25 protein-coding genes and 1 pseudogene are annotated in these 25,699 nt (G+C 35.1%); 22 read left to right on the forward strand and 4 right to left on the reverse strand.

Annotation, left to right across the window (positions count from 1 at the left end; translation table 11 throughout):
* Window positions 1–8 precede the first annotated feature (8 nt).
* The 22 genes and pseudogenes from mraY to BN55_RS00260 form a co-directional block, all read left to right on the forward strand.
* Window positions 9–968, forward strand: a complete 960-nt coding sequence (gene mraY / locus BN55_RS00155) for a phospho-N-acetylmuramoyl-pentapeptide-transferase (RefSeq protein WP_008469458.1) — start codon at window positions 9–11, stop codon at window positions 966–968.
* A gap of 9 nt (window positions 969–977) precedes the next feature.
* The gene (gene murD / locus BN55_RS00160) at window positions 978–2,360 is read left to right on the forward strand and encodes a UDP-N-acetylmuramoyl-L-alanine--D-glutamate ligase (RefSeq protein ID WP_008469459.1); all 1,383 of its coding nucleotides are present in this window, start codon (window positions 978–980) and stop codon (window positions 2,358–2,360) included.
* Between the two features lie 2 nt (window positions 2,361–2,362).
* The gene (gene murG, locus BN55_RS00165; protein WP_008469460.1) at window positions 2,363–3,472 is read left to right on the forward strand and encodes an undecaprenyldiphospho-muramoylpentapeptide beta-N-acetylglucosaminyltransferase; all 1,110 of its coding nucleotides are present in this window, start codon (window positions 2,363–2,365) and stop codon (window positions 3,470–3,472) included.
* Window positions 3,473–3,500: 28 nt separating this feature from the next.
* The gene (locus BN55_RS00170) at window positions 3,501–4,355 is read left to right on the forward strand and encodes a cell division protein FtsQ/DivIB (RefSeq protein WP_008469461.1); all 855 of its coding nucleotides are present in this window, start codon (window positions 3,501–3,503) and stop codon (window positions 4,353–4,355) included.
* A 64-nt stretch (window positions 4,356–4,419) separates the two neighbouring features.
* On the forward strand, window positions 4,420–5,790 hold the full coding sequence (gene ftsA, locus BN55_RS00175) for a cell division protein FtsA (RefSeq protein WP_008469462.1): 1,371 nt from the start codon (window positions 4,420–4,422) through the stop codon (window positions 5,788–5,790).
* A 19-nt stretch (window positions 5,791–5,809) separates the two neighbouring features.
* Complete coding sequence (gene ftsZ / locus BN55_RS00180) at window positions 5,810–7,132, forward strand: cell division protein FtsZ (protein ID WP_008469463.1); 1,323 nt, start codon at window positions 5,810–5,812, stop codon at window positions 7,130–7,132.
* 18 nt (window positions 7,133–7,150) lie between these two features.
* On the forward strand, window positions 7,151–7,576 hold the full coding sequence (locus BN55_RS00185; RefSeq protein WP_008469466.1) for a cell division protein SepF: 426 nt from the start codon (window positions 7,151–7,153) through the stop codon (window positions 7,574–7,576).
* Window positions 7,576–7,860 carry a YggT family protein gene (locus tag BN55_RS00190; protein WP_008469468.1) on the forward strand — a complete coding sequence of 95 codons (285 nt, stop codon included), beginning with the start codon at window positions 7,576–7,578 and terminating at the stop codon, window positions 7,858–7,860. Before BN55_RS00185 ends, BN55_RS00190 begins: the two co-directional genes overlap by 1 nt.
* 16 nt (window positions 7,861–7,876) lie before the next feature.
* On the forward strand, window positions 7,877–8,677 hold the full coding sequence (locus tag BN55_RS00195) for a YlmH family RNA-binding protein (protein ID WP_008469469.1): 801 nt from the start codon (window positions 7,877–7,879) through the stop codon (window positions 8,675–8,677).
* 4 nt (window positions 8,678–8,681) lie between these two features.
* Complete coding sequence (locus tag BN55_RS00200) at window positions 8,682–9,512, forward strand: DivIVA domain-containing protein (RefSeq protein ID WP_008469470.1); 831 nt, start codon at window positions 8,682–8,684, stop codon at window positions 9,510–9,512.
* A gap of 209 nt (window positions 9,513–9,721) precedes the next feature.
* Window positions 9,722–12,526, forward strand: a complete 2,805-nt coding sequence (ileS, locus tag BN55_RS00205) for an isoleucine--tRNA ligase (RefSeq protein WP_008469471.1) — start codon at window positions 9,722–9,724, stop codon at window positions 12,524–12,526.
* Window positions 12,526–12,750: a cold-shock protein gene (locus BN55_RS00210; protein ID WP_008469472.1), complete on the forward strand. Its 225-nt coding sequence runs from the start codon at window positions 12,526–12,528 to the stop codon at window positions 12,748–12,750. Before ileS ends, BN55_RS00210 begins: the two co-directional genes overlap by 1 nt.
* Complete coding sequence (locus BN55_RS00215) at window positions 12,751–13,314, forward strand: NUDIX hydrolase (RefSeq protein WP_008469473.1); 564 nt, start codon at window positions 12,751–12,753, stop codon at window positions 13,312–13,314.
* Window positions 13,307–13,606, forward strand: coding sequence for a hypothetical protein (locus tag BN55_RS00220; RefSeq protein ID WP_008469474.1), 300 nt, complete (start codon window positions 13,307–13,309; stop codon window positions 13,604–13,606). The genes BN55_RS00215 and BN55_RS00220 overlap by 8 nt, the downstream gene beginning before the upstream one ends.
* Before the next feature lie 20 nt (window positions 13,607–13,626).
* The gene (locus BN55_RS00225) at window positions 13,627–14,328 is read left to right on the forward strand and encodes a 5'-methylthioadenosine/adenosylhomocysteine nucleosidase (RefSeq protein WP_008469476.1); all 702 of its coding nucleotides are present in this window, start codon (window positions 13,627–13,629) and stop codon (window positions 14,326–14,328) included.
* Window positions 14,329–14,427: 99 nt separating this feature from the next.
* Entirely contained in the window at window positions 14,428–15,585 is a 1,158-nt protein-coding gene (locus BN55_RS00230) for a cysteine desulfurase family protein (protein ID WP_008469478.1), read from the forward strand.
* 95 nt (window positions 15,586–15,680) lie between these two features.
* The gene (locus BN55_RS00235) at window positions 15,681–16,016 is read left to right on the forward strand and encodes a DUF1831 domain-containing protein (protein WP_008469479.1); all 336 of its coding nucleotides are present in this window, start codon (window positions 15,681–15,683) and stop codon (window positions 16,014–16,016) included.
* A gap of 15 nt (window positions 16,017–16,031) precedes the next feature.
* The gene (mnmA, locus tag BN55_RS00240; protein ID WP_008469481.1) at window positions 16,032–17,159 is read left to right on the forward strand and encodes a tRNA 2-thiouridine(34) synthase MnmA; all 1,128 of its coding nucleotides are present in this window, start codon (window positions 16,032–16,034) and stop codon (window positions 17,157–17,159) included.
* A 114-nt stretch (window positions 17,160–17,273) separates the two neighbouring features.
* Window positions 17,274–17,939 (forward strand): histidine phosphatase family protein, encoded by a 666-nt coding sequence (locus tag BN55_RS00245; RefSeq protein ID WP_008469483.1) that lies wholly within the window; start codon window positions 17,274–17,276, stop codon window positions 17,937–17,939.
* The gene (locus tag BN55_RS00250) at window positions 17,939–18,583 is read left to right on the forward strand and encodes a tetratricopeptide repeat protein (protein WP_008469484.1); all 645 of its coding nucleotides are present in this window, start codon (window positions 17,939–17,941) and stop codon (window positions 18,581–18,583) included. The genes BN55_RS00245 and BN55_RS00250 overlap by 1 nt, the downstream gene beginning before the upstream one ends.
* Window positions 18,570–20,999 carry an SF1B family DNA helicase RecD2 gene (gene recD2 / locus BN55_RS00255; protein WP_008469485.1) on the forward strand — a complete coding sequence of 810 codons (2,430 nt, stop codon included), beginning with the start codon at window positions 18,570–18,572 and terminating at the stop codon, window positions 20,997–20,999. The genes BN55_RS00250 and recD2 overlap by 14 nt, the downstream gene beginning before the upstream one ends.
* 283 nt (window positions 21,000–21,282) lie before the next feature.
* Window positions 21,283–21,564 (forward strand): annotated as a pseudogene (locus BN55_RS00260) (DUF7916 family protein); the annotation flags it as partial.
* A gap of 33 nt (window positions 21,565–21,597) precedes the next feature.
* Here BN55_RS00260 and BN55_RS00265 read toward each other — a convergent pair.
* From BN55_RS00265 to def, 4 genes are all read right to left on the reverse strand, one after another.
* The gene (locus BN55_RS00265; protein ID WP_008469487.1) at window positions 21,598–22,539 is read right to left on the reverse strand and encodes a diacylglycerol/lipid kinase family protein; all 942 of its coding nucleotides are present in this window, start codon (window positions 22,537–22,539) and stop codon (window positions 21,598–21,600) included.
* A gap of 64 nt (window positions 22,540–22,603) precedes the next feature.
* Complete coding sequence (gene rnjA / locus BN55_RS00270; RefSeq protein ID WP_008469488.1) at window positions 22,604–24,289, reverse strand: ribonuclease J1; 1,686 nt, start codon at window positions 24,287–24,289, stop codon at window positions 22,604–22,606.
* Window positions 24,289–24,516, reverse strand: a complete 228-nt coding sequence (locus tag BN55_RS00275; RefSeq protein ID WP_008469489.1) for a DNA-dependent RNA polymerase subunit epsilon — start codon at window positions 24,514–24,516, stop codon at window positions 24,289–24,291. The genes rnjA and BN55_RS00275 overlap by 1 nt, the downstream gene beginning before the upstream one ends.
* A gap of 409 nt (window positions 24,517–24,925) precedes the next feature.
* Entirely contained in the window at window positions 24,926–25,480 is a 555-nt protein-coding gene (gene def, locus BN55_RS00280; protein WP_008469490.1) for a peptide deformylase, read from the reverse strand.
* Window positions 25,481–25,699: the final 219 nt, after the last annotated feature.

The following is a 25,699-nucleotide window of genomic DNA, read 5'->3' on the forward strand; positions in this document are numbered from 1 at the left end:
GCTAAAAAATGCAATATAGTTTAATACCATTTATCTCAAGCTTTGCGCTGACGGTAATAGTATTACCATTATTTATCGGTTTTATGAGAATGCACCACGAAGGACAACAAATTCGTGATGAAGGACCAAAATGGCATGAAAAAAAATCAGGAACTCCAACTATGGGAGGAGTTGTATTTGTCTTAGCAGCAATCATTTCTACAATTTGGGTTGCTTTATGGCAAAAAGATTTAACTAAAGTTGGCTGGATTTTAATCATTGCTTTCTTTGGTTACGGCCTGATTGGCTTTTTAGATGATGGTATCAAGCTATACTTTAAACGTAATTTAGGTTTAAGAGCTTGGCAAAAACTATTAGGTCAAATAATTATTGCAGCATTAATTATTTTCATTGCTTACACTGATCATTTTCCATTTGAACTTTACATTCCATTTATGGGTGTTGTTCAAAATGTATTTCTATTTTCAATTTTTGTACTCTTTTGGCTAGTTGGTTTTTCAAATGCTGTTAACTTATCAGATGGATTAGATGGTTTAGCTACTGGTTTATCAATCATTGCCTATGGTACATACGCATATTTAGCTTATAAACAAAACAACGTTATCATTCTTATTTTTACTTTGAGTGTAATTGGTGGTTTAGTTGGCTTCTTAATTTTTAACCACAAACCAGCTAAAATATTTATGGGTGATGCCGGCTCGCTTGCCTTAGGTGGCGGACTTGCTGCAGTAGCAATTTTCTTGCATCATCCTTGGTCATTATTGTTAATCGGAATCGTCTTTGTTTTAGAAACTTTAAGCGTTATTTTGCAAGTTATTTCCTTTCAAACTACTGGAAAGAGAATCTTTAAGATGACGCCTATTCACCACCACTTTGAAATGCTTGGTTGGTCTGAATGGAAAGTCGATATTGTATTTTGGTTAGTTGGTTTAGTTGGAAGCATTATTTATTTATGCATTTGGAGATAAAATAAAAAAATGAAACACGTTAAGACATATGAAGATAAAAATGTACTTGTTCTTGGTTTAGGAAAGAGTGGTTTTGCAGTTAGCGAATTGCTTTTGAAGCTTGGAGCCAAACTTACTTTAAACGATAAAAAAGATCTTTCAGATAATGAGCATGCACAAGAACTTGAAAAAAAAGGCGTACGTGTAATTTCAGGACATCACCCAGTTGATTTATTTGATAAAGAAAAATTTGATTATTTAGTCAAAAATCCAGGAATTCCTTATGAAAACCCAATGGTGCAAAAAGCTCAAGAAAAAAATGTTCCAGTTATCACTGAACCAGAAGTCGCTCTTAGCGTAAGCGAGGCGCCATATGTCTGCGTAACAGGTTCAAATGGTAAGACTACTACAGTAATGCTCACACAAAGAATCATGGACCATTATTTAAGCAAAGACGGTCATCATGCATATGCAGTAGGAAATATTGGGGTACCAATTTCTGAAGTAGTTGAAAAAGCCACTGATAAAGATTTGTTAGTAGTAGAAATTTCTAGCTTCCAATTAATGGGTGTAACTGATATTAAGCCAAAAGTTGCAGCAATTGTTGATATTTATAACAATGTTCACCTTGACTACCATAAGACATTTGATAATTATGTTGCAGCAAAATTAAGAGTTACTCAGAGTCAAGATAGCTCAGATTTTTTTGTAGCTAACTTTGATCAAAAAGATATTTTTGCAAAAGAAAAGGCTGCAACTAAAGCTAAGATAATTACTTTCTCAGAAACAGATCCAAAAGCTGATTATTATATCGGCAAAGAATATTTGGAAAGTCATGACGATCACAAAATTATGAAGAAATCAGAAATCAAAATTCCTGGTATTCATAATGAACAAAACAGTTTGGTTGCCATTGCAATTTCAAAAATCTTAGGTGCAAGCGACGAAGATATTCAAAGCGTACTTTCTACATTTAGTGGTGCTAAACATCGTTTACAATATGTTAAAACATATAATGGTCGCAAGATTTATAATGATTCAAAATCAACAAACATTGAAGCTGCTTCAGTAGCTATTCCTTCATTTGAACAGCCACAAGTTTTAATTGCTGGAGGTCTTGATCGAGGTTTTATGTTTGATGATTTGGTACCATTATTTAAGAAGCACGTAAAAGCAATTGTTCTTTACGGTGAAACCAAGTATTTATTAGCTGATGCTGCAAGAAAAGCTGCCATCAAAGATATTGTGATTGTTAATACCTTACAAGAAGCAGTTCCAAAAGCATATGAATTAAGTGATGAAGGCGATGTAATCCTATTTTCACCAGCATGTGCTTCATGGGATCAATTTAATACTTTTGAACAACGTGGGGACTTCTTTGTTAAATTTATAGAGGAATTAAAGACCAAATAATTATGAGAGTGATTTTTACAGGTGGCGGAACAGGTGGCCACATTTATCCAATAATGGCGTTAATTGAAAGACTTAAAGAAAGAAAATTAGTTACTAACGAAGATATTCTTTTTGTCGGAACTAAAAAGGGTTTGGAATCTAAAATTGTACCTGCAGCTGGGGTTCCATTTGAAACTTTGAACGTTCAAGGTTTTGATCGACGTCATATCTTAAGAAATTTTGAAACTGTAAAGTTATTTTTGGAAGCAACTAAGCAAGCTAAAAAAATAATTACTGAATTTAAGCCTGATATTGTAGTCGGAACAGGTGGCTATGTATGCGGGGCTATGGTTTATGAAGCAGCTAAGATGAAAGTACCAACGCTGATTCATGAATCTAATTCAGTGGTTGGTTTAGCTAATAAATTCTTAGCTCATTATGTTGATAAGGTTTGTTACACTTTTGACGATGCCGCAAAACAATTTTCTGAGAAAAAGAAATTAGTTAAGACCGGTAATCCACGTTCGCAGCAAGTTTTAGGCTTAAATAAAGAAAAAGTTGATATTGCTAAAAAATGGGGACTTAACCCGGAAGTGCCAACAGTATTGATCTTTGGTGGTTCTCGCGGAGCCTTAGCAATTAATAGAATTGTGATGAAGTCTTTAAAAGAATTAGAGCAAAAGCCATACCAGGTTATTTGGGCAACTGGACAATTATATTACGGCAAAATCAAAGAAGAACTTGCTGGTAGAAAAATTAATTCTAATGTTCAAATAGTTCCTTATATTGACAATATGCCGGGACTTTTGCCACAAATGACTTGTGTAGTATCTCGTTCAGGAGCAACAAGCTTAGCTGAATTTACTGCTTTAGGCGTACCTGTAATTTTAATTCCAAGTCCTAATGTAACTCATAACCATCAATACAAAAATGCGATGGATATGGAAAAAGCGGGAGCAGCTTTAGTAATTTCTGAAGATGATTTAAACCCTAATAATTTTGTTTCATCTATTGATCATATTTTGTTAGATAGTCAATATGCGCAAAAAATGAGTGCAGCATCTAAAAAATTAGGTGTTCCAGATGCTTCTGATCAAGTAATTTCTGTAATGGAATCATTAATTAAAAAATAGGCCATGTTAAAAGTAAGAGGTGAGGCAGTTGGCTAAAGAAAAGATTACTAAAAAAGATCCTAAAAAGCAGCTTTCAGGCTGGCTAGATTATCGATCAAAAGAAAATAATCCTAATAATCCCAAAGTTTCTGCCTCATTAAAGAAGTTGCAAGCTGAAAGGCGACATGCACTTTTAACTAGGCTAGGCGTAATTATTTTTACTTCTGTTTGTTTTATTTTAATATTAGGATATTTTGTTTCACCTAAGGCTAATGTCGCCAGTGTTCAAATAAAAGGCGCTCCAGAATTAAATAGCTCTCAAATTGTAAAAGCAAGTGGCATTAATAGCCAAGATAAAGTTTTGGGGACCTTTTTAAAGCAAAAGCAATATAGCCAAAAATTAAGTGCTGCTTTTCCTGAAATTGAATCAGTTAAAATAAGTACCAGTCATTTAAACAATGTAATTTTTAATATTAAAGAAAAAAAAGTAATTGGCTATATTTCTGAAAAGGATAACCACTACCGTAAGATTTTGGCTAACGGAAAAGTGGGGAGTCAGACTTTATCTGCGAAAGAAATAGACAAACAAAAACCAATTTTTATTGGTTATAATAAACGTGCATCTTTGAAAGAAGATTTAGATATTTATTCTAAGCTACCAGTTAAAGTTCAAAATCAAATTAAAGTGATGAGTGGTGAAACAAATCGTCCTACTCAGATTATTTTTGTTATGAATGATAATAATGTGGTGATTGGCAACACATCAACCATTGCATCAAAGATTAAATATTATGAAAAAATCAAGAATCAACTAAAGCAGCCATCAGTAATTGACTTAGAAATCGGTGCATTTTCTAGACCTTTGTCAAATGATGAAAAGAATCGGTTAAGAATAGCGCCATAACTATACGAATCAATGGATGTTATGTTAAAATTTTAACTAAAAGTAGAATTGTGGGGGCATTATTTTGGATAAAACTAATTTATTAGTGGGATTAGATATTGGTACCACTTCAATTAAGGCAGTTGTCGCAGATACTGCTTCAAATGAATTAAGAGTTATTGGAGCAGCTAGCGCTCCAACTAAAGGGATGCGGCATGGCAAGATCGTTGATATTGATCAGACCGCTAGCGCTATTGCGTCTGCTTTGAAAAAAGTATCAGAAAAAACAAATTCAAAGATTTACCGAGTTGTAACTGGAATTCCTGTTGGATTATTGCAACTTGAAGAAGCTAAAGGTTTAATCAATATCGGTGAACAAGGTCAAGAAGTTGGCGATAGCGATGTCAAGCGTGTACTTTCATCTGCTATTAGCTCTTCTTTAAAAGAGGGTTGGGAACCGATCGCATTTTTACCTAATAAGTTTTTGATTGATGGTAGAACAGATGTTGATGATCCTCGAAAAATGATTGCCCACTCTTTAGAAATACACGGTATTCTACTTACTGCTCCAACAACTGATTTGCATAATATTAAAAAAGCAATTGAAAGAGCGGGATATCAGAATAACTTCTTTGTTCCAACTCCTTTAGCAATTGCTAGCGTAGCCTTAGACGAAGGCGAAAGGACTTTTGGTGCAATTATCTTAGACTTGGGCGGTGGCACTACAACTGCTACTGTGATTCACGAAAATAAGATTAAATATGCCACAATCGATCTTGAAGGCGGAAGCGACATTACAAATGATATTTCGGTAGTTTTGAATACATCAAAAAACGAAGCTGAAAAAATCAAACGTGAATTTGGCTACGCTGACCCAAATTTAACCTCTACAGATAACAAATTTCCAGTTAACGTGGTGGGCGAAAGCGCACCGCAAATGATTGATGAAGAATATTTAAGCGAAATTATTAACGCACGTTTAGAGCAAATTTTAGACCGAGTAGGTAATGGCCTAGATGATCATGATGCATTTAAATTGCCAGGTGGTGTTGTGATTACTGGTGGTTCTAGTGCTTTACAAGGAACTGATGACGTTGTTAAAGACAACTTCCAAGTTAAAGCTAGAATTTTCCAACCTGACCAAATGGGATTAAGAAATCCTTTATATGCCGCGGGTTTTGGCGTAGTAAAATACGCTTATAGCTTAGCGGATATTGATTATTTGGTTAACAGTGTAATTTATGGCGGTCAGATTACACCAAAAATATCTGAAGATAATAATTCAGAAAAGATGAAGTTTTTCAAAAGACCGCAGACAACTAGTGAAATAACTAGAAAAGAAGATTATAATAAAACTAATGTGGCACAAAGTGCTCATGAATCTGACACGGATGCCAGAGACACTAAAAAGAATAAAAAAGGACTCAGAGATTTCTTTAAGAAATTCTTTGATTAATTAAGGGTGGTTTAGTTAGATGGATTTTACTTTCGATTCGGATGACAACAAAAATGCAGTCATTAAAGTAATCGGTGTCGGTGGCGCCGGTGGTAATGCTGTTAATCGAATGATAGATGAAGGCGTTCAAGGCGTATCATTTATCGCAGCCAATACAGATGTGCAAGCATTAAATAGCAATAAGGCTGAAAACAAGATTCAACTTGGGCCAAAGTTAACTAGAGGTTTAGGCGCAGGTTCACATCCAGAAGTAGGTCAAAAGGCTGCTGAAGAAAGTCAACAAACGATTGAAGATTCACTTAAAGGCGCAGATATGATTTTTATCACTGCCGGAATGGGCGGTGGTACTGGTACCGGTGCAGCTCCAGTAATTGCTAAGATTGCTCGTGAAACGGGCGCTTTAACAGTTGGTGTTGTCACTCGTCCATTTACATTCGAAGGACCTAAGCGTTCTAAAAATGCGGCTGAAGGAATTAGTCAATTAAAACAATATGTTGATACTTTAGTTATTATTGCAAATAACCGTTTATTAGAAATGGTTGATAAGAAGACTCCAATGATGGATGCCTTCAAAGAAGCAGATAATGTTTTGCGTCAAGGTGTGCAAGGTATTTCTGATTTGATCACTTCTACCGACTACGTTAACTTGGACTTTGCCGATGTTAAGACAGTAATGGAGAATCAAGGAGCTGCCTTAATGGGTATCGGTCGTGCAAGTGGCGAAAATAGAACTGTAGAAGCTACTAAATTAGCTATCTCTTCACCGCTTCTTGAAGTTTCAATTGATGGTGCTAAGCAAGTATTGCTTAACATTACTGGTGGACCAGATTTGACGTTGTTTGAAGCCCAAGATGCTTCTGACATTGTTTCTAAAGCCGCTGGTGATGGAGTGAACATTATCTTTGGTACTTCAATCAACGCTAATTTAGGCGATGAAGTAGTAGTTACAGTAATTGCTACTGGTATTGATGCAGAAGTTGAAGAAGAAGCTTCTAAGCAGCCAAGCCGTCCTGGACGCAGAAGTCGGGTTCAAGCTGAGCCACATCATTCAGAAAATACTTCAACAGTAAATTCTGAAGATAGACCAAATGAAAAACAAGAAAATGTAGCTCCTGCTACTGATCAAGCACCTAGCCAAGATCAAGATTCATTATTAGATCCAACTAGTGTTTGGAAACAAGATAAACAAGAAAATAAACGTCCAGAACCAATGAAACAAGAACAACAAGATAAGTTCGATTCATTTGATTCTGACAATCAAAATGGTATTTCACAAATTGAAACTAATGCCGATGATGATGAAAGCGACATTCCGTTCTTTAGACATCGTCGTAAGCGTTAGTTCTAGGAGGAATAAATTATGGCATTTGATAAATTAGGCAGATTTTTTGGTATTGCCGAAGATGAAGATATGAATGAAAGTTCATATACTGAAGAAATGGATACTACTCCAGAACCTGAAAAAAATGAAAGACGTGCTAATGTAGTTTCAATTAACTCAGGTAGCGCTCCAACTAGCAAGATTGTTTTATACGAACCACGTGTATATTCAGATGCAAAAGAAGTTGCTCAAAACTTATTAAGCAACAAGGCAATTATCATTAATTTTGCACGTATGGATGATGCGCAATCACGTAGAATTGTTGATTTTATCACTGGTACAGTTTATGCACTTAACGGTGAAATTCAACGTGTTGGAGATAAGATTTTCTTAGCAACTCCACCAAAATTTGAAACTGATGGAAAAATTGCTGAATTAGTAGATAAGAAAGATAATATCGATTAATGCAAGCTTTATTAGTTATATATCAAATTGTAAATACTGTTATTTACATATACAGTTTATTAATTGTGATATATACTCTTTTAACTTGGGTGCCGCGCTTATTAAATTCAGCGATCGGACGTATATTAGCTAAGATTGTAGAACCATATTTAGGTTGGTTTGAGAGGATAATTCCTCCAATTGCTGGAATTTCTTTTGCGCCTGTAGTTGCACTTTTAGTACTGTATTTAATTAATAATTATGCTTTGCGTGGTATAATTCTTTTCTTAATGAGATTTGTATAAAGCGTAAATTTACAAAATGACACAAAAACGACAAGCAAGTAGTTTTTATCAACATTTTGATTATGAAGAAAGACCGGAAGTAGACTACTACACCGGTCTTTTTAATCGCCTTATTTACCAACAAGAGCCGATTTTAACGGATTTTATTAATCCAAGGCAGATGTATATCTTTAAAGAAATTGTCGGTAATGAAGCGCAAATTTATCATGATGGTGGATATAAAAATGCAGAAAAACAAAGGGCACTGTTGTGCGATTGGAATGCTCCATATAATTTAGAGCATTTTGAAGTACAGCCTTTGCAGATTGAATATAATAAAAAATGGGATAAATTGACACATAGTCAAATTTTAGGAGTCTTGGCCAATTCCGGCGTCGAAATAAGCTCTTTTGGTGATATCATCAATGATGAAGAAGATAACTGGCAAATTTTTGTAAAAAAAGATTTGACTGATTTCTTTATTCGAAATATTACTCGCATTGGACGCAGCAAGGTTAAATTAAAGCCAATTTCGCGTAATGAAGTTTTAAATGTGGCTGATGATGCCACTAGCAAGTCTGCTGTCAGTATTTCTTTGCGTTTAGATGCAGTAATTGCCAGTGCAGCCAATATGTCACGCAGTCAGGTTAAAGAGAGCATAAATAATGGAAATATAAAATTAAATTGGCATGTAGTACAAGAATCTAATATAATTGTCAATGTATACGATATTTTGAGTATTCGTCATTTCGGACGAATCCAATTAGAAAAAATTAGCCATACAAGTAAAGGAAAATATCGTTTAGAGTTTAAAGTTTGGCAAACAAAGAAAAGGTGAGATTATGTCATTAACTCCAATGGACATTCATAATAAACAATTTGATAAAAAAATGCGTGGTTATGACGAAGATCAAGTAGATAGTTTTTTAGATAGAGTTGTTGATGCCTACGGGGATGTTTTAGACAAAAACGTAGATTTAAAAAATGAAAATGTTGAATTAAAGAACGAAATCAAAGAATTAAAAGCTAAGATCGAAAAATACGATCGCATTAAAGATTCTTTGAATAATTCATTAATCAGCGCTCAAGAAAATGCGGACGAAATTACTCAAAAGGCACGTCAAAAAGCAAATGATATTTTGGCTGAAGCAAAGACTAATGCTTCTTCAAAACAAGAAGACTTAAAGAGCCAATATGAAACTTTGAGCAATGACTATGAACTTCTTAAAGGAAAAGTATCAGACTTCAGAGAGCAAACTAAGAAGCTTTTGCAAGATCAATTAAAAGAGTTAGATGATCACGACTGGCAATACTACTTAGATAAGTACTATGGGCGTTCTCGTCTTTATCCAGCAGATGGCTCGCAACCAATTCTTGCAAACTCAGACAGTTCTGAACCTGATTCAGGTACAGTCAACGTAGGAGATCAAATTGATGTGAATGTTGATCAAAATCAGCCTGAACAAGAACAAACTTTAAATACGGTTGACAAAGCTACAGAAAATGAAGTAAACTCTGAACAAGATCAAAAAGAAGATGATGCTCCTAAGATTTTAGAAGGAGATTCTCCAGTACATGAAGATCAAGCTCCTCAAGTAACTCCAGATTCTACTCCTAATACAAATGACGGACCGATGATCATTTTCCCAGATGATTATAAAGATCATAAATAATTAAGTCGACAGTAAAACAAGTATGAAACTCAGCGATTTGGCGATGGTGGAAGGCCAATAACTCAGAAAGTTGATCAGCTGCCAATAGACTTAAACGTAACCCATACGATACATGGATTGAGTGGAACAGAGATGTTCAATTTAGGTGGTACCACGATTAGCTTCGCCCTATTTTAGGGCGGAGCTTTTTTGGTTAGAAAGGAAAAAATATGAGAATCAAGGATACATTGAATTTAGGTAAAACTAAATTTAAGATGCGTGGAAATCTTCCAGTTAGAGAAGCCGAATGGCAAAAACAATGGGAAGAAAACAAATTATATGAACAAAGATTAAAGCTTAACGAAGGTAAGCCTCGTTTTGATTTACACGATGGCCCTCCATTTGCTAACGGTAATATTCACATGGGACACTCTTTAAATAAGATCTCTAAAGATATTATCGTTCGCTTTAAGAACATGAATGGCTACTATGCACCATATGTACCTGGTTGGGATACTCACGGCCTTCCTGTAGAACAACAATTGGCTAAAAAGGGCGTTGATCGCAAGACTATGGATCGCGCAAAATATCGTGAATTATGTCGCCAATTTGCCCAAGAACAAGTTCAAAAACAAATGGCTGACTTTAAGCGTTTGGGCGTAATGGCTGATTGGGATCACCCATACATTACCCTTCAACCGGAATTTGAAGCTGAAGAAATTAGAGTCTTTGGTGAGATGTTTAAAAAAGGCTACATCTATAAGGGTAAAAAGCCAGTATATTGGTCATGGTCAAGTGAATCAACTTTAGCTGAAGCCGAAGTTGAATATCACGACATTAAGTCACCTCGAATCTATGTTGCTTTTCCAATTAAAGACGGTAAAGGAATCTTAGATTCAGATGTTTCATTAGTAATTTGGACAACTACTCCTTGGACTATTCCAAGTAACGTAGGTATTACTGTTAACCCTAAATTTGACTATTCAGTAGTTGAAGTTAATGGTAAAAAATACGTAATTGGTAGCGATCGTTTGCCAGCAGTTGCCGAAGACTTAGGCTGGAACGACTATAAAGTTCTTAAGACGCTTAAAGGGACTGATTTTGACCATATGACTTATAGACATCCACTCTATGATAAGAATGGATTGGGCGAATATGGTCTAGTTATGAACGACACTTACGTAACTGATGATGATGGTACTGGCTTAGTTCACAACGCTACTGGTTTTGGTGAAGATGACTACAACGTTGGTCGTCGTTATGGTATACCTGTATTTGGTCCAATGGATGCCCAAGGTAGATTTACTAAGGAAGTTCCAGATCCAGACTTAGTTGGTATGTTTTATGATGATGCAAATAAAGTAGTTGCTGAAAAGCTTGAAAAAGCAGGAGCTCTTTTAAAGCTTGACTTCTTTACACACTCATACCCACATGACTGGCGTACTAAGAAGCCAGTAATTTACCGTGCAACTACTCAATGGTTTGCTTCAATTGATAAGTTTAGAGATCAAATTTTAGATCAAATTGAAAAAGCTGATTTCATTCCATCATGGGGTAAAACACGTCTTTACAACATGATTAAAGATCGTGGCGATTGGGTAATTTCGCGTCAACGTGCCTGGGGCGTTCCACTTCCAATTTTCTATGCAGAAGACGATACTCCAATCGTGACGCCGGAAACTATTGAACACGTAGCTGAGATCTTTGAAAAAGAAGGCTCAAACGCTTGGTACACCCACAGCGCAGAAGAATTATTGCCAGAAGGCTTTACTTCAGAACATTCACCAAATGGAAAATTCAGAAAAGAAACTGATATCTTAGATGTTTGGTTTGACTCAGGTTCTTCATGGGCTGGAGTAATGAAACAAAGAGATGGACTTAACTTCCCAGCTGATTTATACCTTGAAGGTAGCGACCAATACCGTGGTTGGTTTAACTCAAGTTTGATTACTTCAGTTGCTGTAACTGGAAAAGCTCCATACAAGCAAGTTTTATCACAAGGATTTGTGCTTGATGATAAGGGTCACAAGATGTCTAAGTCATTAGGTAATGTAATTTCACCGAATGATGTAATCAAGCAAATGGGTGCTGAAATTATTCGTTTATGGGTGGCTAGCGCTGATACAACTTCGGATGTTGCAGTTTCACAAGAAATTTTACGTCAAAGTGCTGAAGCCTACCGTAAAATCAGAAATACTTTCCGGTTCATGCTTGCGAATACTTCTGACTTTGATCCTAAGGCTGATACAATTGCTTACCCAGACATGGCTGGCGTTGACCAGTTTATGGAAGTTAAACTGAATCGTTTAGTTCAAGAAGTCTTAGATGCTTACAACAAATACGATTTTAATAGTGTTTACAAGAAGGTATTTAGCTTTATTTCAAACGACTTATCTGCATTTTACTTAGACTTTGCTAAGGACATCTTATACATCGATACTCAAGATAGTGAATCTCGTCGTTCAATGCAAACTGTTATTTACGATGTTTTAGTTAAATTGGCTAAAGTATTAACACCAATCTTGCCACACACTATGGAAGAAATTTGGAGCTTTTTGAAAGAAGACGAAGAATACGTACAATTGAGCGATATGCCGGAAGTTGATCATTTTGCTAATGAAGATGAAGTTTTAGCAAATTGGACTGAATTTATGGTTGTACGTTCAGATGTCTTGAAGGCTTTGGAAGTTGCTAGAAATGAAAAAGTAATCGGTAAGTCATTTGAAGCTCACTTAACTTTGCATCCAAATAAAGAAACTAAGGAATTATTAGATAAATTAGACAGTAATATTCGTCAAATTTTGATCGTTTCAGAATTAACTTTGACTGATGATGAATTGACTGGTGACAATGTTCAAGATCTTAAGTCAGGTCAGATTTTAGTAGAACATGCTGAAGGTGAAGTTTGTCCAAGATGTCGTCGTATTACTAATGATGTAGGTAGCGACGCAAGATTCCCTGATTTATGTGCGCGTTGTGCTAATATTGTAGCTGAGAGTTATCCTGAAGCAATTGAAGAAGGACTTGAGAAATAATGCGTACAGGAACAGTAAAGCAATTTGATAAAAATTCAGCTTTTGGTTTTATTGATGATGACTTAACCCATTCATCATACTTTGTTTTTTATAAATCTATTAAGGAACAAGGATATAAGAGTCTTGAAGTTGGTCAACGTGTATACTATCAATTGGCCCAAGGCAAAAATGGGCTACAATGTATTAATGTTTACATTGATCATGACAAACAAGGGGAGAATTAAATGGATCTTAATGAGACCGAAATCTCAAATAAAACTGTTTTTGAAGGTCGTTTAATCGACTTAAATATTGAAACAGTTTCTCTTCCTAATGGTAAAACTGCTATTCGTGAAGTGGTCAAACACCCTGATGCAAGTGGCGCAATTGCTATTAACGAAGACAAAAAGATGCTTTTAGTTAAGCAGTGGCGTGAGCCGATTAAGCAAGTCACCTTAGAAATTCCAGCGGGATTAATTGATCCTACTGATGCTTCACCATTAGAGGCAATGAAGCGTGAATTAAATGAAGAGGGCGGCTATAAAGCTGACTATTGGGAGAAAATAACTGAATTTTATTCATCTCCAGGTTTTTGTGACGAAAAAATGTATCTTTTTTATTGCGATACGTTAACTAAGCTAGAAGATAAGCGCCCATTAGATGAAGACGAGTTTTTGACTCAAGAATGGTACAGCTTAGATGAATTAAAACAGTTGTTAGCTCAAGGTAAGATAGTTGATTCAAAGACAGTAATGGCAATTACAGTTTGGGAAAATATGTTATTAACTGGACAGCAAAACAATGACTGAAAAAAGGGCTCAGTACCGCAAAAAACAAAAGCGTGATAGTTTATCTAAGCTCTTAAAAAGAGCAAAAGATGATCGCAAGACAAATTCTGATAGCGTAGATGTAAATCCTGAGTTTGTAAATAATTCTGACCAGCAAGATCAAAAGACAAGTTATCGTAAAGCTTTTAGCAATGAGCAAAAGCAAGATCTGCGTGATGAAAAAATTGCACGCTTAAAAAGAAGATTAAATTGGGCTATTGCAGTAGTTATCGTCTTGATCATTATTGTTTTAATTGCCTTATTCAATTTTTAGATTTAGATAGGAAATTTTAAATGAAAATTGCAATTATCGTACCAATGCCTCAAGAGGCAGAGTTCTACGAAAAGCATTTCCAATCTGAAAGTAAAGAAATGTTCGGATCAACTGAATTCGAACATTTTTCTCTTAATGGAAATGATATCTACTTAGGACTTAGTGGAATCGGGAAAGTTAATGCTGCTATGAACTTAGCTAGCTTATTGACTAAAGAAAAGATCGACTTAATTTTTATGACTGGTTCTGCAGGATCACTTCAAGATAATGTGCATCGAAAAGATTTGATTTTACCAAATAAATTTATGTATCACGATGCTCATAATACAAATGCTGGTGACTATGTCGAAGGACAGATTCCACAAGAGCCAGCAGGTTATGTATTAGATAGTGATGCTAGAAATAAATTTAAAGGGTATCTAACTAAAAACAATGTTGATTTTAAGGAAGGGATGATTGTTACAGGTGACAGTTTCATCTCTTCACAAGAGCAAAAAGATGCAATTAAGAAGAACTTTCCTGATGCTTTAGGAGTAGAGATGGAAGGGGCTGCTTTTGCACAAGTAGCAAATCATTTCAATACTCCATTAGTTGCGATGCGAGCAATTTCTGATAACGGCGATGAAAATGCTGATAATGACTTTGATAAGTTCGTGAAAGAAGTTGGTCAAAAGGCAGCTGAAATAATCTCTTCTTACTTGGAAGAAAATGTTTTAGATTAAAAAATAAGACCTAGTTTATCGTAACTAGGTCTTATTTTATGTTAGAATATAACAGCATACACTTATAAAAGGTAAGCAAAAAATAGAAGGAGTATTTTTATGGCTACAAAAAATATATATCTTGATAACGCTGCAACAACTCCTATGGATCCAAAAGTAATTAGTAAAATTAACGATGAGATGATTAACGATTTTGGTAATGCATCCAGTCAGCATGCTTTTGGACGAAAAGCAAGACAAGTTGTTGACCAGGCCCGTCAGCAATTGGCTAAAACCATTAATGCTCACGAAAAAGAAATAATTTTTACCAGTGGAGGGTCTGAAAGTAATAATAATGCTATTTTTGGTACTGCTCGAGCACGCCAAAATATTGGTAAAAAAATTATTACTACCAAAATTGAACATCCTTCAGTTTTAAACCCAATGAAGCGTCTTGAAAATGAGGGATTTAATGTAGTTTATCTTGATGTAGATCAAACCGGGCATATTGATTTAGAGCAATTAAAAAAAGAATTAACTGATGATACTATTTTGGTATCAACTATGGCTGTTAATAATGAGGTTGGCTCAATTATGCCACTTCAAAAAATTGGCGATCTAGTTAAAGACAGCAATGCATATTTCCATGTTGATGATGTTCAAGGCTTTGGTACGATCGATATTGATGTTCAAAAAATGCATATTGATTTGCTTTCAGTTTCTGCTCATAAGGTAAATGGACCTAAATTTTTGGGATTTTTATATGAAAGAGATGGCATTGAAGTTAGCGACTTGCTCTTAGGTGGAGAACAAGAACTTAAGCGTCGTCCTGGAACTGAAAATGTGCCTGGAATTGCTGGTTTTGGCGTAGCTGCTAAAGAATTAAATGAATTAGATAAAGCTGACATACAAAAAAAATATCAAGAATTTCAAAAGATTATTTTAAACGAATTAGATAAAGATCAAATTGACTATGAAATTAACGGCAGTATTAATGGTCAAGTATCGCACCACGTATTGAATTTGTGGCTCAAAGGAGTCGGAACTTACTCTGCTTTAACAAACTTAGATTTGGCTGGTTTTGCCGTTTCTGGCGGATCTGCATGTACAGCAGGCTCGCTTAATCCATCTCATGTTTTGACAGCAATGTATGGAGCAGATTCTGATCGTTTAGCTGAATCAATTAGAATTAGCTTTGGCAGATTTACAACGCAGCAAGATGTTGAAGAATTTGCTCAAGCATTAGTTAAAATGTGTCAGCGATTGGCTAAAAGATAGCTTTTTATTATTACTTAGTTTTGTATAATAGTATATAGAAATTAAAAACTTGACACTTACTAAAAATAAGATAATAATATTGAAAGTGATATTTTATGGCAAATACAGTAATTATTAATGGCGATACTCGTAAATTTACGATCAATCCTGAAATTAAGCGCTACGCATTGATTGATGCAGGCTTCACGCGTTCAAAAAGAGGCAACTTTATGTATAAGCATCCCTTATACAATGATTCTCCCTACAACGCAACTTGTCAGTTGAAATTAACAATGAACGAAGATTTAGATCATTTGACGATGGTTGTAACTGATAATAATGGCTTGCAAAAGGTCAATATTTTCAAAAATAAGCAACTTAAGCCAATGGTTGAATTACTTAATTTCATTTTGAAGGATCTCGAAGATCGCCAGATTATTGCGCCTTGCTAAAAGGAGAAATAGAAAATGGTAGATAACAGCAAAATTAGAGTCGTTGTTGGTATGAGTGGCGGAGTTGATTCATCTGTTTCAGCATTACTGCTCAAACAACAAGGCTTTGATGTTGTCGGCGTCTTCATGAAAAATTGGGATGATACTGATGATTCCGGAGTTTGTACGGCAACTGAAGATTACGAAGATGTAAAAAAAGTTGCTGACGAAATCGGCATTCCTTACTACTCAATTAATTTTGAAAAAGAATACTGGGAAAGAGTTTTCCAATATTTCTTAGGCGAATACAAAAAAGGCAGAACTCCTAATCCTGATGTAATGTGCAATAAAGAAATCAAGTTTAAATCATTTCTTGATTTTGCGATGGATTTAGATGCAGATTATATTGCAATGGGACACTATGCTAAAACTCGCGTAGATGAAAATGGCGTGGTTCACATGATGCGTCCCAAAGACGGTAATAAAGACCAGACTTACTTTTTAAGTCAACTTTCTCAAGATCAATTAAAGAAAGTAATCTTTCCTTTAGCTAATTTAACTAAGCCGCAGGTACGCGAGATTGCTAAATCGGCTGGACTTGCTACCGCTAAGAAGAAGGATTCAACTGGGATTTGTTTCATCGGTGAACGCAATTTCAAGAAGTTCTTGAGTGAGTTTTTACCTGCTCAAGGCGGCGAAATGGTTACTCCTGACGGAAAAGTTGTTGGTCATCATGCCGGACTTATGTATTATACAATTGGTCAAAGATCAGGTTTAGGTTTAGGTTCAACTAAAGAATCTACTGCACCTTGGTTTGTTGTTGGTAAGGACTTAAAGACTAATAAGTTGATTGTTGAACAAGGTTACGACAGTGATCTGCTTTATTCAGACAGCTTAGATGGTAGTGAGGTTTCATTTTTTACTGGGATGCCAGATCATGACTTTGATTTAAAGTGCACTGCAAAATTCCGTTATCGTCAACCAGATGTTGGCATTACTTTGCACTATAAGAAAGACACTAATACTGTTCATGTTGAATTCGATGAGCCAGCACGTGCGGTTACTCCTGGTCAAGAAATTGTCTTTTATCAAGGAGAAGAGTGCTTAGGCAGTGCGACAATTGATCGCGCTTATAAAGATGATAAAATGCTACAATTAGTCTAATTTTTCAGAGCTAAGTTTGCTTGATGCAAATTTGGCTCTTTTTTATTGTTGTCTTTGTAAATGACCTTCTAAAAACTTATAATTGTTTATATACTGAATGGAGAATAAAAGAAAATGAAGCTATATTTTGTTAGACATGGAAAAACTAAATGGAATTTAGAGGGGCGTTATCAAGGAGGAAGTGGTAATTCGCCACTTTTACCAGAAAGTTACGAAGATATTAAAAAATTGGCAGACTATCTAGATTCAAAACAAATAAAATTTAAGGCCTTTTATGCAAGTCCTTTGCAAAGAGCTTTAACTACTGCTGTAATGCTTAGAAACGATATGGGTATAAGTGTGCCTGTCATTGTCGATGAGCGCATTAAGGAGTTTAATTTAGGCGATTTAGAGGGGATGAAGTTTGTTGATGCAGAAAAACAATATCCTGCTCAAATTAAGGCCTTTCGCTATGAACCAGATCGTTATGATCCATCTACCTTTCATGGTGAAAATTTTGACCATATGATTGCACGTGGAAAAGACTTGATTAATGATATAGTTAAACGTTATCCAAATAAAGACGATAATGTCTTGTTAGTTAGTCACGGTGCCGCATTATGTGCATTAACCAGAACTTTGGAAGGTTACTCAATTGCTGACATCCGCAAGCGCGGAGGCTTGACTAACACTAGTTTGACAGTTTTGGAAACTGATGATGGTGGTAAAACTTTCCAAGAAAAACTTTGGAATGAAACTTCTTATTTAGATCGTAAAATTACAAGTAGAGATACAATCTAATGGATAAAAAAATAATGAAAATCTATGACGCGGGAGATCATGACCGCGCCATTCATTTATTAATTAAAAAAATAGATAATGAACCAAAAAATGTTGATAATTATTTGCAATTAGCGACGTTTTTAATTGAACAAAATTCTGCTCAGCAAGCTTTAGAATTATTGCAAAAAGCTCAAGTGGTAGTAGATCAGCCGGAAAAATCAAGTTATGATATTGCGGTTTGCTATTACATGCTAGGCGAATTCGAAAAATCACTTAAACTGATAGATTCTTTGCCTAATGATGATGAAACTTTGTACCAAAAATCGTTGATTTTTATGAAAATGGGGCAATATCAAAAAGCACTTGCTTTTGCATTAACTATCAAAAAACAAGACAACAAAATCTTGGAATTATTAGGTGACATTTGGCTAAGTTTAGGTGAATTAAAAGCAGCTCATGATAGTTTTGCTAAAGTTCCAGAAAAACAGCGTTCAGCTAAAGTTAATTTTTTGCTTGGCTTAACCATATTTGATAAGGATCAAAAACAAGCTGAACAGTTCTTTAGCGAAGCTAAAAAGTTAGACAAAAATTATGTTGCACAAGCTGAAAAACAATATTCAGCGATTGCAAAATTGATTAGAGGAAAAGATGGCTCAAATTGAATTTAATGGACGGTTAAACAGTATCGTCTTTGAGAACAATCAAGATCTTTTTAAAATACTAGATGTCGATGTTTTGACGCAAATTCCTGATTTGGACCGTGAAGATATTAGAGTAACGGGAAATTTTGGCGATTTGCAGATCGGCGCGACATATCATTTTATAGGCGAATTAACTGTCCATCCTAAGTTTGGCCAGCAGTTTAAGGCAAGTTCGTATAACTCAATTTTGCCGCATGAAGAATCAAGTTTAATTAAATATCTTAGTTCTGATCGCTTTCCTGGGATTGGTAAAAAAGCAGCGGAAAAAATTATTGATGAATTAGGTACTGATGCCTTAGACGTCATTAAGCAAAATCCTAATAAAATCTCGAATTTATCATTAACTTCCAAGCAAAAAGATGTTTTATTAAATGGAATAAATAAGATGGATTCGTTTTCGGATATTGTTTTGAAATTGGCTAAATATGGTATTCGAAAAAAGGTTGCTGCAAATATTTACAAAGTGTATCATGGCGAGTCAATAAAAAAACTAGAAGCCGATCCTTACTCTTTAATTGGAGAAATTCGTGGCTTTGGTTTTAAAAGTGCGGATACAATAGGTCAAGAATTAGGAATTCCAATCAATGACCCACGCAGACTAAAGGGTGCAGTCAGTCAAGTTTTAGAAAATGCTTTAGCTCAAGAAGGCGATACTTATGTTGAGCTAAAAGATTTATTGACGCAAGCGGATGATTTGTTAGCAATTGAAGGCTATGATGCTTTAGCTAATGCAATTAATGAATTGCAAGAAGCTGGTAAAGTGGTAATTGATGGTGAAAAGGCTGCTTTGAGCAATGTTTATAATTTAGAAAATGATATTGCCCGTGATTTACAAAGATTAGTGAACACGCGTCCTAGTGTTAAAAAATATTCGGATAAAGAAATTGAGCGTGCCATCGAAAAAGCTGAAAAATTACTAAAAATTAGCTATGATGAAACGCAAAAAGAAGCCATTAAAAATGCCTTGAATAATCCAATTTCCATTTTGACAGGTGGTCCTGGGACAGGAAAGACGACAATTATCAATGGAATTTTGTTATGCTTGCAGCAACTGGAAGATATTCCGACAGCTACTTTATATAGCAATGATCCGCCATTTTTACTAGCAGCACCAACTGGAAGAGCAGCTAAGAGAATGGGCGAAGTTACTAATGTTTCGGCTAAGACTATTCACCGTTTATTGGGTCTTGGAATTGGCGAAAACAGCAATATCAGTGATCTTAATGAACTAAATGGAGAAATTTTAATTGTCGATGAAATGTCGATGGTTGATATGTTCTTATTTAAGATGCTAATTGAAAGTATAGATACTACAAAGCATATTGTTTTTGTTGGAGACCAAGACCAGTTGCCATCTGTTGGAGCCGGAAATGTCTTTAGCGATTTGATTGCGTCACATGCTTTTCCAACAACCAGATTAAAGTTTATTCACCGTCAAGGCGACGATTCATCAATCATTACCTTAGCTCACGCAATTAATGAAGAAAAAGCGGCAAATATTATTTTTTCTAAAACTCAGAATTATTCTTTCATTCCATGTAATAGCCAGCAGATTGCACCTGCTATTGAACAAATTGTAAATTACGCCTTAAAAAAAGGCTTTGATAAAGATGACATTCAAGTTTTAGGAGCAATGTATGCAGGTAGCGGTGGTATCAACAATTTAAACGATATCCTGCAAAACATCTTAAATCCTAAAGATGCTCAAGCCAAGCATTTAAAAGCTCATAATGAAGTTTTTAAAATTGGTGATCGAATCTTGCAATTGCAAAATAATCCTGAAAAAGACATCTATAATGGCCAAATCGGAAAAATTATTTCAATTGATGAAGACAATAAGACAGAGTGCTTGGTTGCTAATTTTGATGGGCGAGAAGTCAAGTTTGGTCTGAAGGATTTAGCTGATTTAACACGTGCTTATGCAATAACCATTCATAAGTCGCAAGGTTCGGAATTTCCGCTTGTAGTTTTAAATTTAACGATGCAAAACTACATGATGCTACGTCGAAATTTGCTTTATACTGCTATTACTCGTGCAGAGAAAAATCTCGTGATGGTTGGTGAAAAAAGAGCTTATGAAATGGCTTTGAATACTTCCGGCAATGACCGGAAAACTGATTTAACGCGAAAGATAAGAACGCTACTCAAAATCAAAGATACTGATGATTCTAAAAAGAAAGAAAAATCTACTATATCCAAAAATGAGCAGACAATTGAAACCAATGAACAAACTAGTTTAGATTTAACTAGTGAGCCAAGCGATGAAGGTCTAGAAGCAGAGCAGATTTTAACGCCACAATTGATCTATTCGGGTAAAATTGATCCGATGATCGGAATGGATAATATTGAATTAAAACCACATATGATTGAAAAGTAGAGAGAAATCTCTGCTTTTTTTATAGATTGTTGTAGACGGACTATACCAATGTATGTGTAATTGTGTACAGAAATCACTTTCGAATAGAAAAAAGAGTCTTTTTTGAAGGGAGATTTGTATGGATTCAAAAAATAATAAAACCAGTTGGCTCCAAAATCATCTAATGCCAGTAGCTGCCAAATTGGGTCAAAACACAAGCCTGATATCTCTGCGTGATGGTATTACTCTTGCTATGCCTTTAATCATTGTTGGTTCGATCTTCATGATTATCAGTTCTTTCCCAGTTCCTGGTTTTGATAGCGAGGAATTGAAGCAAGTTGTAAAGTTGGCTCATCCAAATGGCGCTTTAGTTATGAGCACGATTGGAACAAGTCAAGAAGGATTCGGTGCAAGCTTTATTGAACAAACTGCGATTAGAAATAAGATTTGTGGTGTAGATATTCAACATATTGGGGATGCTGCTTGGGGTATACAATCTCCATTTGAAAACATTTATCCTTTAAGCAAAGCGATTCGTGGCGAGCGCCACACCATTAGTCGAATGGCTAGATCAATTAATAGATAGAAAAATACGGATTCACTTTTGTGAATCCGTATTTTAATGCAAAAGATTAAAACTAGAAATTGAAAATTCTAAATCGAAGTTGCGACTACCCAATTCTTCACCATCAATTTGTCCAAATTCTAATGGTTTTGTTCTAACTGAAATTTTTTCCCCTTCATAATAATGAAAATGAGGATCTTTCATATGCGAACCATTACGCAATAATTTGCTAAACAGATATATAAACTTCAAAGTAGAAGGTTTTTCAACAACTATGGTATATAATTTGTGGCTGGTCGGGTCGGCAATTGGCAAGATAGGAACGCCACCACCAAAGTAGGGATGGTTAGTAGTGGTTACTAAATAAGCATCCTTAAAGTGGTGTATTTGATGATTAAGGCTGATAGTTGCTTCAAATGTTTCTTGGTTAGCCAACGCATTAAGAATATTGATACCATAACTTAAATTTCCAATATTAAAATAATTTAGTCTATCTCTCAACTTAGAATTATTTGTCTGTGCAACTACATATGCATCAAAGCCTATGCCTAAATTATTTGCCAGATAGGTATTGGTATTACGGTCAAGATCATGGCACTGAATACAATCTATTTTTGAAATGATCGGATTTTTTAATAATTTATCGATTAATTTACTCGGATCTTGAATTAATTTTGTTGCTTTGGCAAAATCATTACCAGTTCCAGCTGGCAAATATGCAATTGGAGTATCAGGATAATCAGATTTTTTAACACCATTTAATGTTTGATTTAAAGATCCATCACCGCCGATTACTAGCAATATTTTTTGAGAATCATTTTTGATTCGGTTAGCCGTTGATTTGGCGAGCAGAGGTGTTTGGCCTGAATAATGGGACACTTCGAAAAAATAAGTAATTTTTCTTTTGTCTAATTCACGCTTAACTTCTTTAAATACTTCTGATCCTTTATTTGAGCCAGAAATTGGATTAACTATTAAATAAAACTCTTTTGTCATAATTTTTTATAAATAAAAGAACCCTTAAAAAGGGTTCTTCTTGATTTAGAACCTACAATCTTAACTATTTCTTTTCAATGATCATTGGTAAAATCATTGGACGTCTTTCAGTCTTAGAATATAGGAAATCTTGTAAGTTTTCAATGATTGCTTTTTTAATGTCTCTTTCAGAAGGACGAGGATTTTTGGCCATTTCTTCACGTAAAATGTGATAAACGTGCTTTTGAGCGGCACTGATCAAGTCCGTTGATTCACGCATGTAGACAAATCCACGACTGAGAATGTCAGGACCAGCTAATACTCTTTGATGCTTATAATCTACAGTAGCTACAACAACTACTAGACCTTCCTCAGCTAAGATTTGACGATCGCGGACAACTACATTGCCAACATCAGCACTACCGGAAGTATCAACGAATACATCTGGGATATTGATGTGACCGGCAATTCTTGAACTGTCTTTAGTTAATGCTAAGACATCACCGTTTTTTAATACAAAAGTATGGTCAGCTGGCATTCCAGTAGATTGAGCTGTTTCAGTGTGAACAACTTGCATTCTGTATTCACCGTGAACCGGAATAAAGTATTCTGGTTTGGTAATTTCAATCATCATCTTTTGTTCTTCTTGACCACCGTGACCAGAAGTATGGACATTATGGATTTTACCATGAACCACTTTAGCGCCAGCTTCAGTTAACTTGTTGATTAAATGGTTAACGCTGGTGGTGTTTCCTGGAATTGGGTTAGAAGAAAAGATTACAGTATCGTTTGGCTGCAATGAAATTTGACGGTGAGTACCGTTGGCAATTCTAGATAAAGCTGCTAATGGCTCACCTTGAGAACCAGTACACAAAATCATGGCCTTTTCAGGTGGAGTATGGTTGATTTCATTTGCATCAACTAAAGTGCCTTCAGGAATTTTTAGATAACCTAAATCAATACCATTTTGGACACCGTTTTCCATTGAACGACCAAAGATTGCAACTTTTCTTCCAGTGTCAACAGCTGCTTGAATAGCAGTTGAAACACGGTATAAGTTAGAAGCAAAAGTGGCAAAGATGATTCTGCCATCAATACCAGTAATGATATTGTGCAATGATTTTGCAACAAAACGTTCTGACTTAGTAAAAGTAGGAACTTCAGCATTAGTAGAGTCACTTAAAAGTGCCAAAACACCTTCGTTACCTAAACGAGCCATTTCTTGAAAATCAGGAGCAGGTTGATTCATTACTGGAGTTAGGTCTAACTTAAAGTCGCCAGTAAATAAAATCGCCCCTTGCGGTGTATGTACTGCTATTCCCAAAGTATCAGGAATAGAGTGGGTTGTTCTAAAGAATGAAACTGAAAGTTTAGGGAATTTTAAGACAGTGTCTTCATGTTCTTCATAAAGCTTACTTGTCTTTAATAAACCATGTTCTTCGAGTTTTCCTCTAATTAATGAAAGAGCAAATGGCGTAGCATAAACAGGTATTTCTGGAATCTTTTCTAAAAGGTAAGGAATACCGCCAATGTGGTCTTCATGTCCGTGAGTAACTACGAGAGCTTTGATTTTATCTCTATTTTTAACAAGATACGAGTAATCCGAGATAACGTAGTTAATTCCCATTTCATCGTCTTCAGGGAATTTGATACCGCAGTCCATAATGATAATTTCATCTTGGAATTGGACACAGTACATATTACGGCCAATTTCGCCTAAACCCCCGATGGCGAAAATGCCGACTTCATTATTTTTAAGTTTAACCGACATTAATCTTTGTCAGAATCAAAAGTTGTCAGCTTAAAATCTGGACTTTGCTTTTCGTAAGCAAGGGAATTTCCAGTTAGTTCTTGGATGAGTTCAATATTATAGGGGGTATTATCCTCAACCATAGTTCTTGCTGCAACTAAATTATCTGCTTCAACATAAAGAGTTTGGGTAGTTTCTCTTCTTGGATTAACGATCTGGTCTTTTTGGTATAAAACTTTGTAGATCATTTGTTAAATCTCCTTATTTTTTATAAACGTTCTAATTTTGAGTAAGTAAATACGCAATACCAGTAAAAAACGCGTTTAAATTTGTTTTAACTAATTATTGCGTAACGTGTACAAACTCAATGCTATTAAAAATTTTATCATAAATCATCACTTAAGTATATAAATAGGTTTGTAAAAAACATAAATGAATGCCATTATAAAATAATAATTGACAACTTATGATAATTAAGACTATGATATAAATGGTAAATGACTTGGGGTGATAAAGTTGTTTACCAGAAGTATCTTCATTCTTCTTAAGTAACATGGGAAGTGCTGGTTAGCCAGCACTTTTTTGTATCCAAAATAAAATGTGGATGTAAGCTTTACTATATAACTTATATCCACATTTTTTATTATGTATTGAATTTTAAGAAATTACGACTGTATCTTCTGCAAGAGTAAATGGATTTTCCTTATTAATTCTGTCGTAGAATAAATGTCCATTTAAGTGATCTATTTCGTGAGAAGCAACAATTGCTGGATAATCCTTTAAGCGAATAGTCTTTTCTTGCCCGTCAACAGTATAATAATGAATCTTTAATTTATCTGGACGTGGAACGTAGCCTTCAATATCTTTATCAACACTCAAACAACCTTCGCCTTCAGCAAGGCAAGCTTTACGAACTGATTCAGATAAAATCTTTGGGTTAACAAAAACTTCCTTAAAAATAATGTTGCCTTTATCATCAGGAACTAAAAGGGCAGCCATTTGAATACTACGTCCAACTTGTGGAGCAGCCAAACCAACTCCGGCCCTTAATTGATGTTTTTGGGCAATTTTTGGATCTTGAGAATCGATTAAGTATTGCATCATTTCCTCAGCAAAGTCTTTATCTTCTTGAGAGAGAGGAAAAGTTAATGGCTCAGCAACTTTTCTAAGTACTGGATCACCATCACGAACAATATCATGCATTAAAATCACTAAAAAATCCTCCTTTAGTTAAAATAATTATTATAATTATCATATCAGTTACTAGATTTTACGGCAATAAACAAAATTGGGGTTGAGTGAAAGATGACTTGTATATATTGACCTTGACTATATTTTTTGGTAAAATCTGAAAACGAAACTATTACAGAATAAAAGCTTCATCAAACTGCATTATTTATTTTTGCATAAAAGGGCTGTGACTGAAGTCAC

Origin of the sequence: Lactobacillus hominis DSM 23910 = CRBIP 24.179 (genome assembly GCF_000296835.1) — a bacterium.
Classification (GTDB): Bacteria; Bacillota; Bacilli; order Lactobacillales; family Lactobacillaceae; genus Lactobacillus; species Lactobacillus hominis.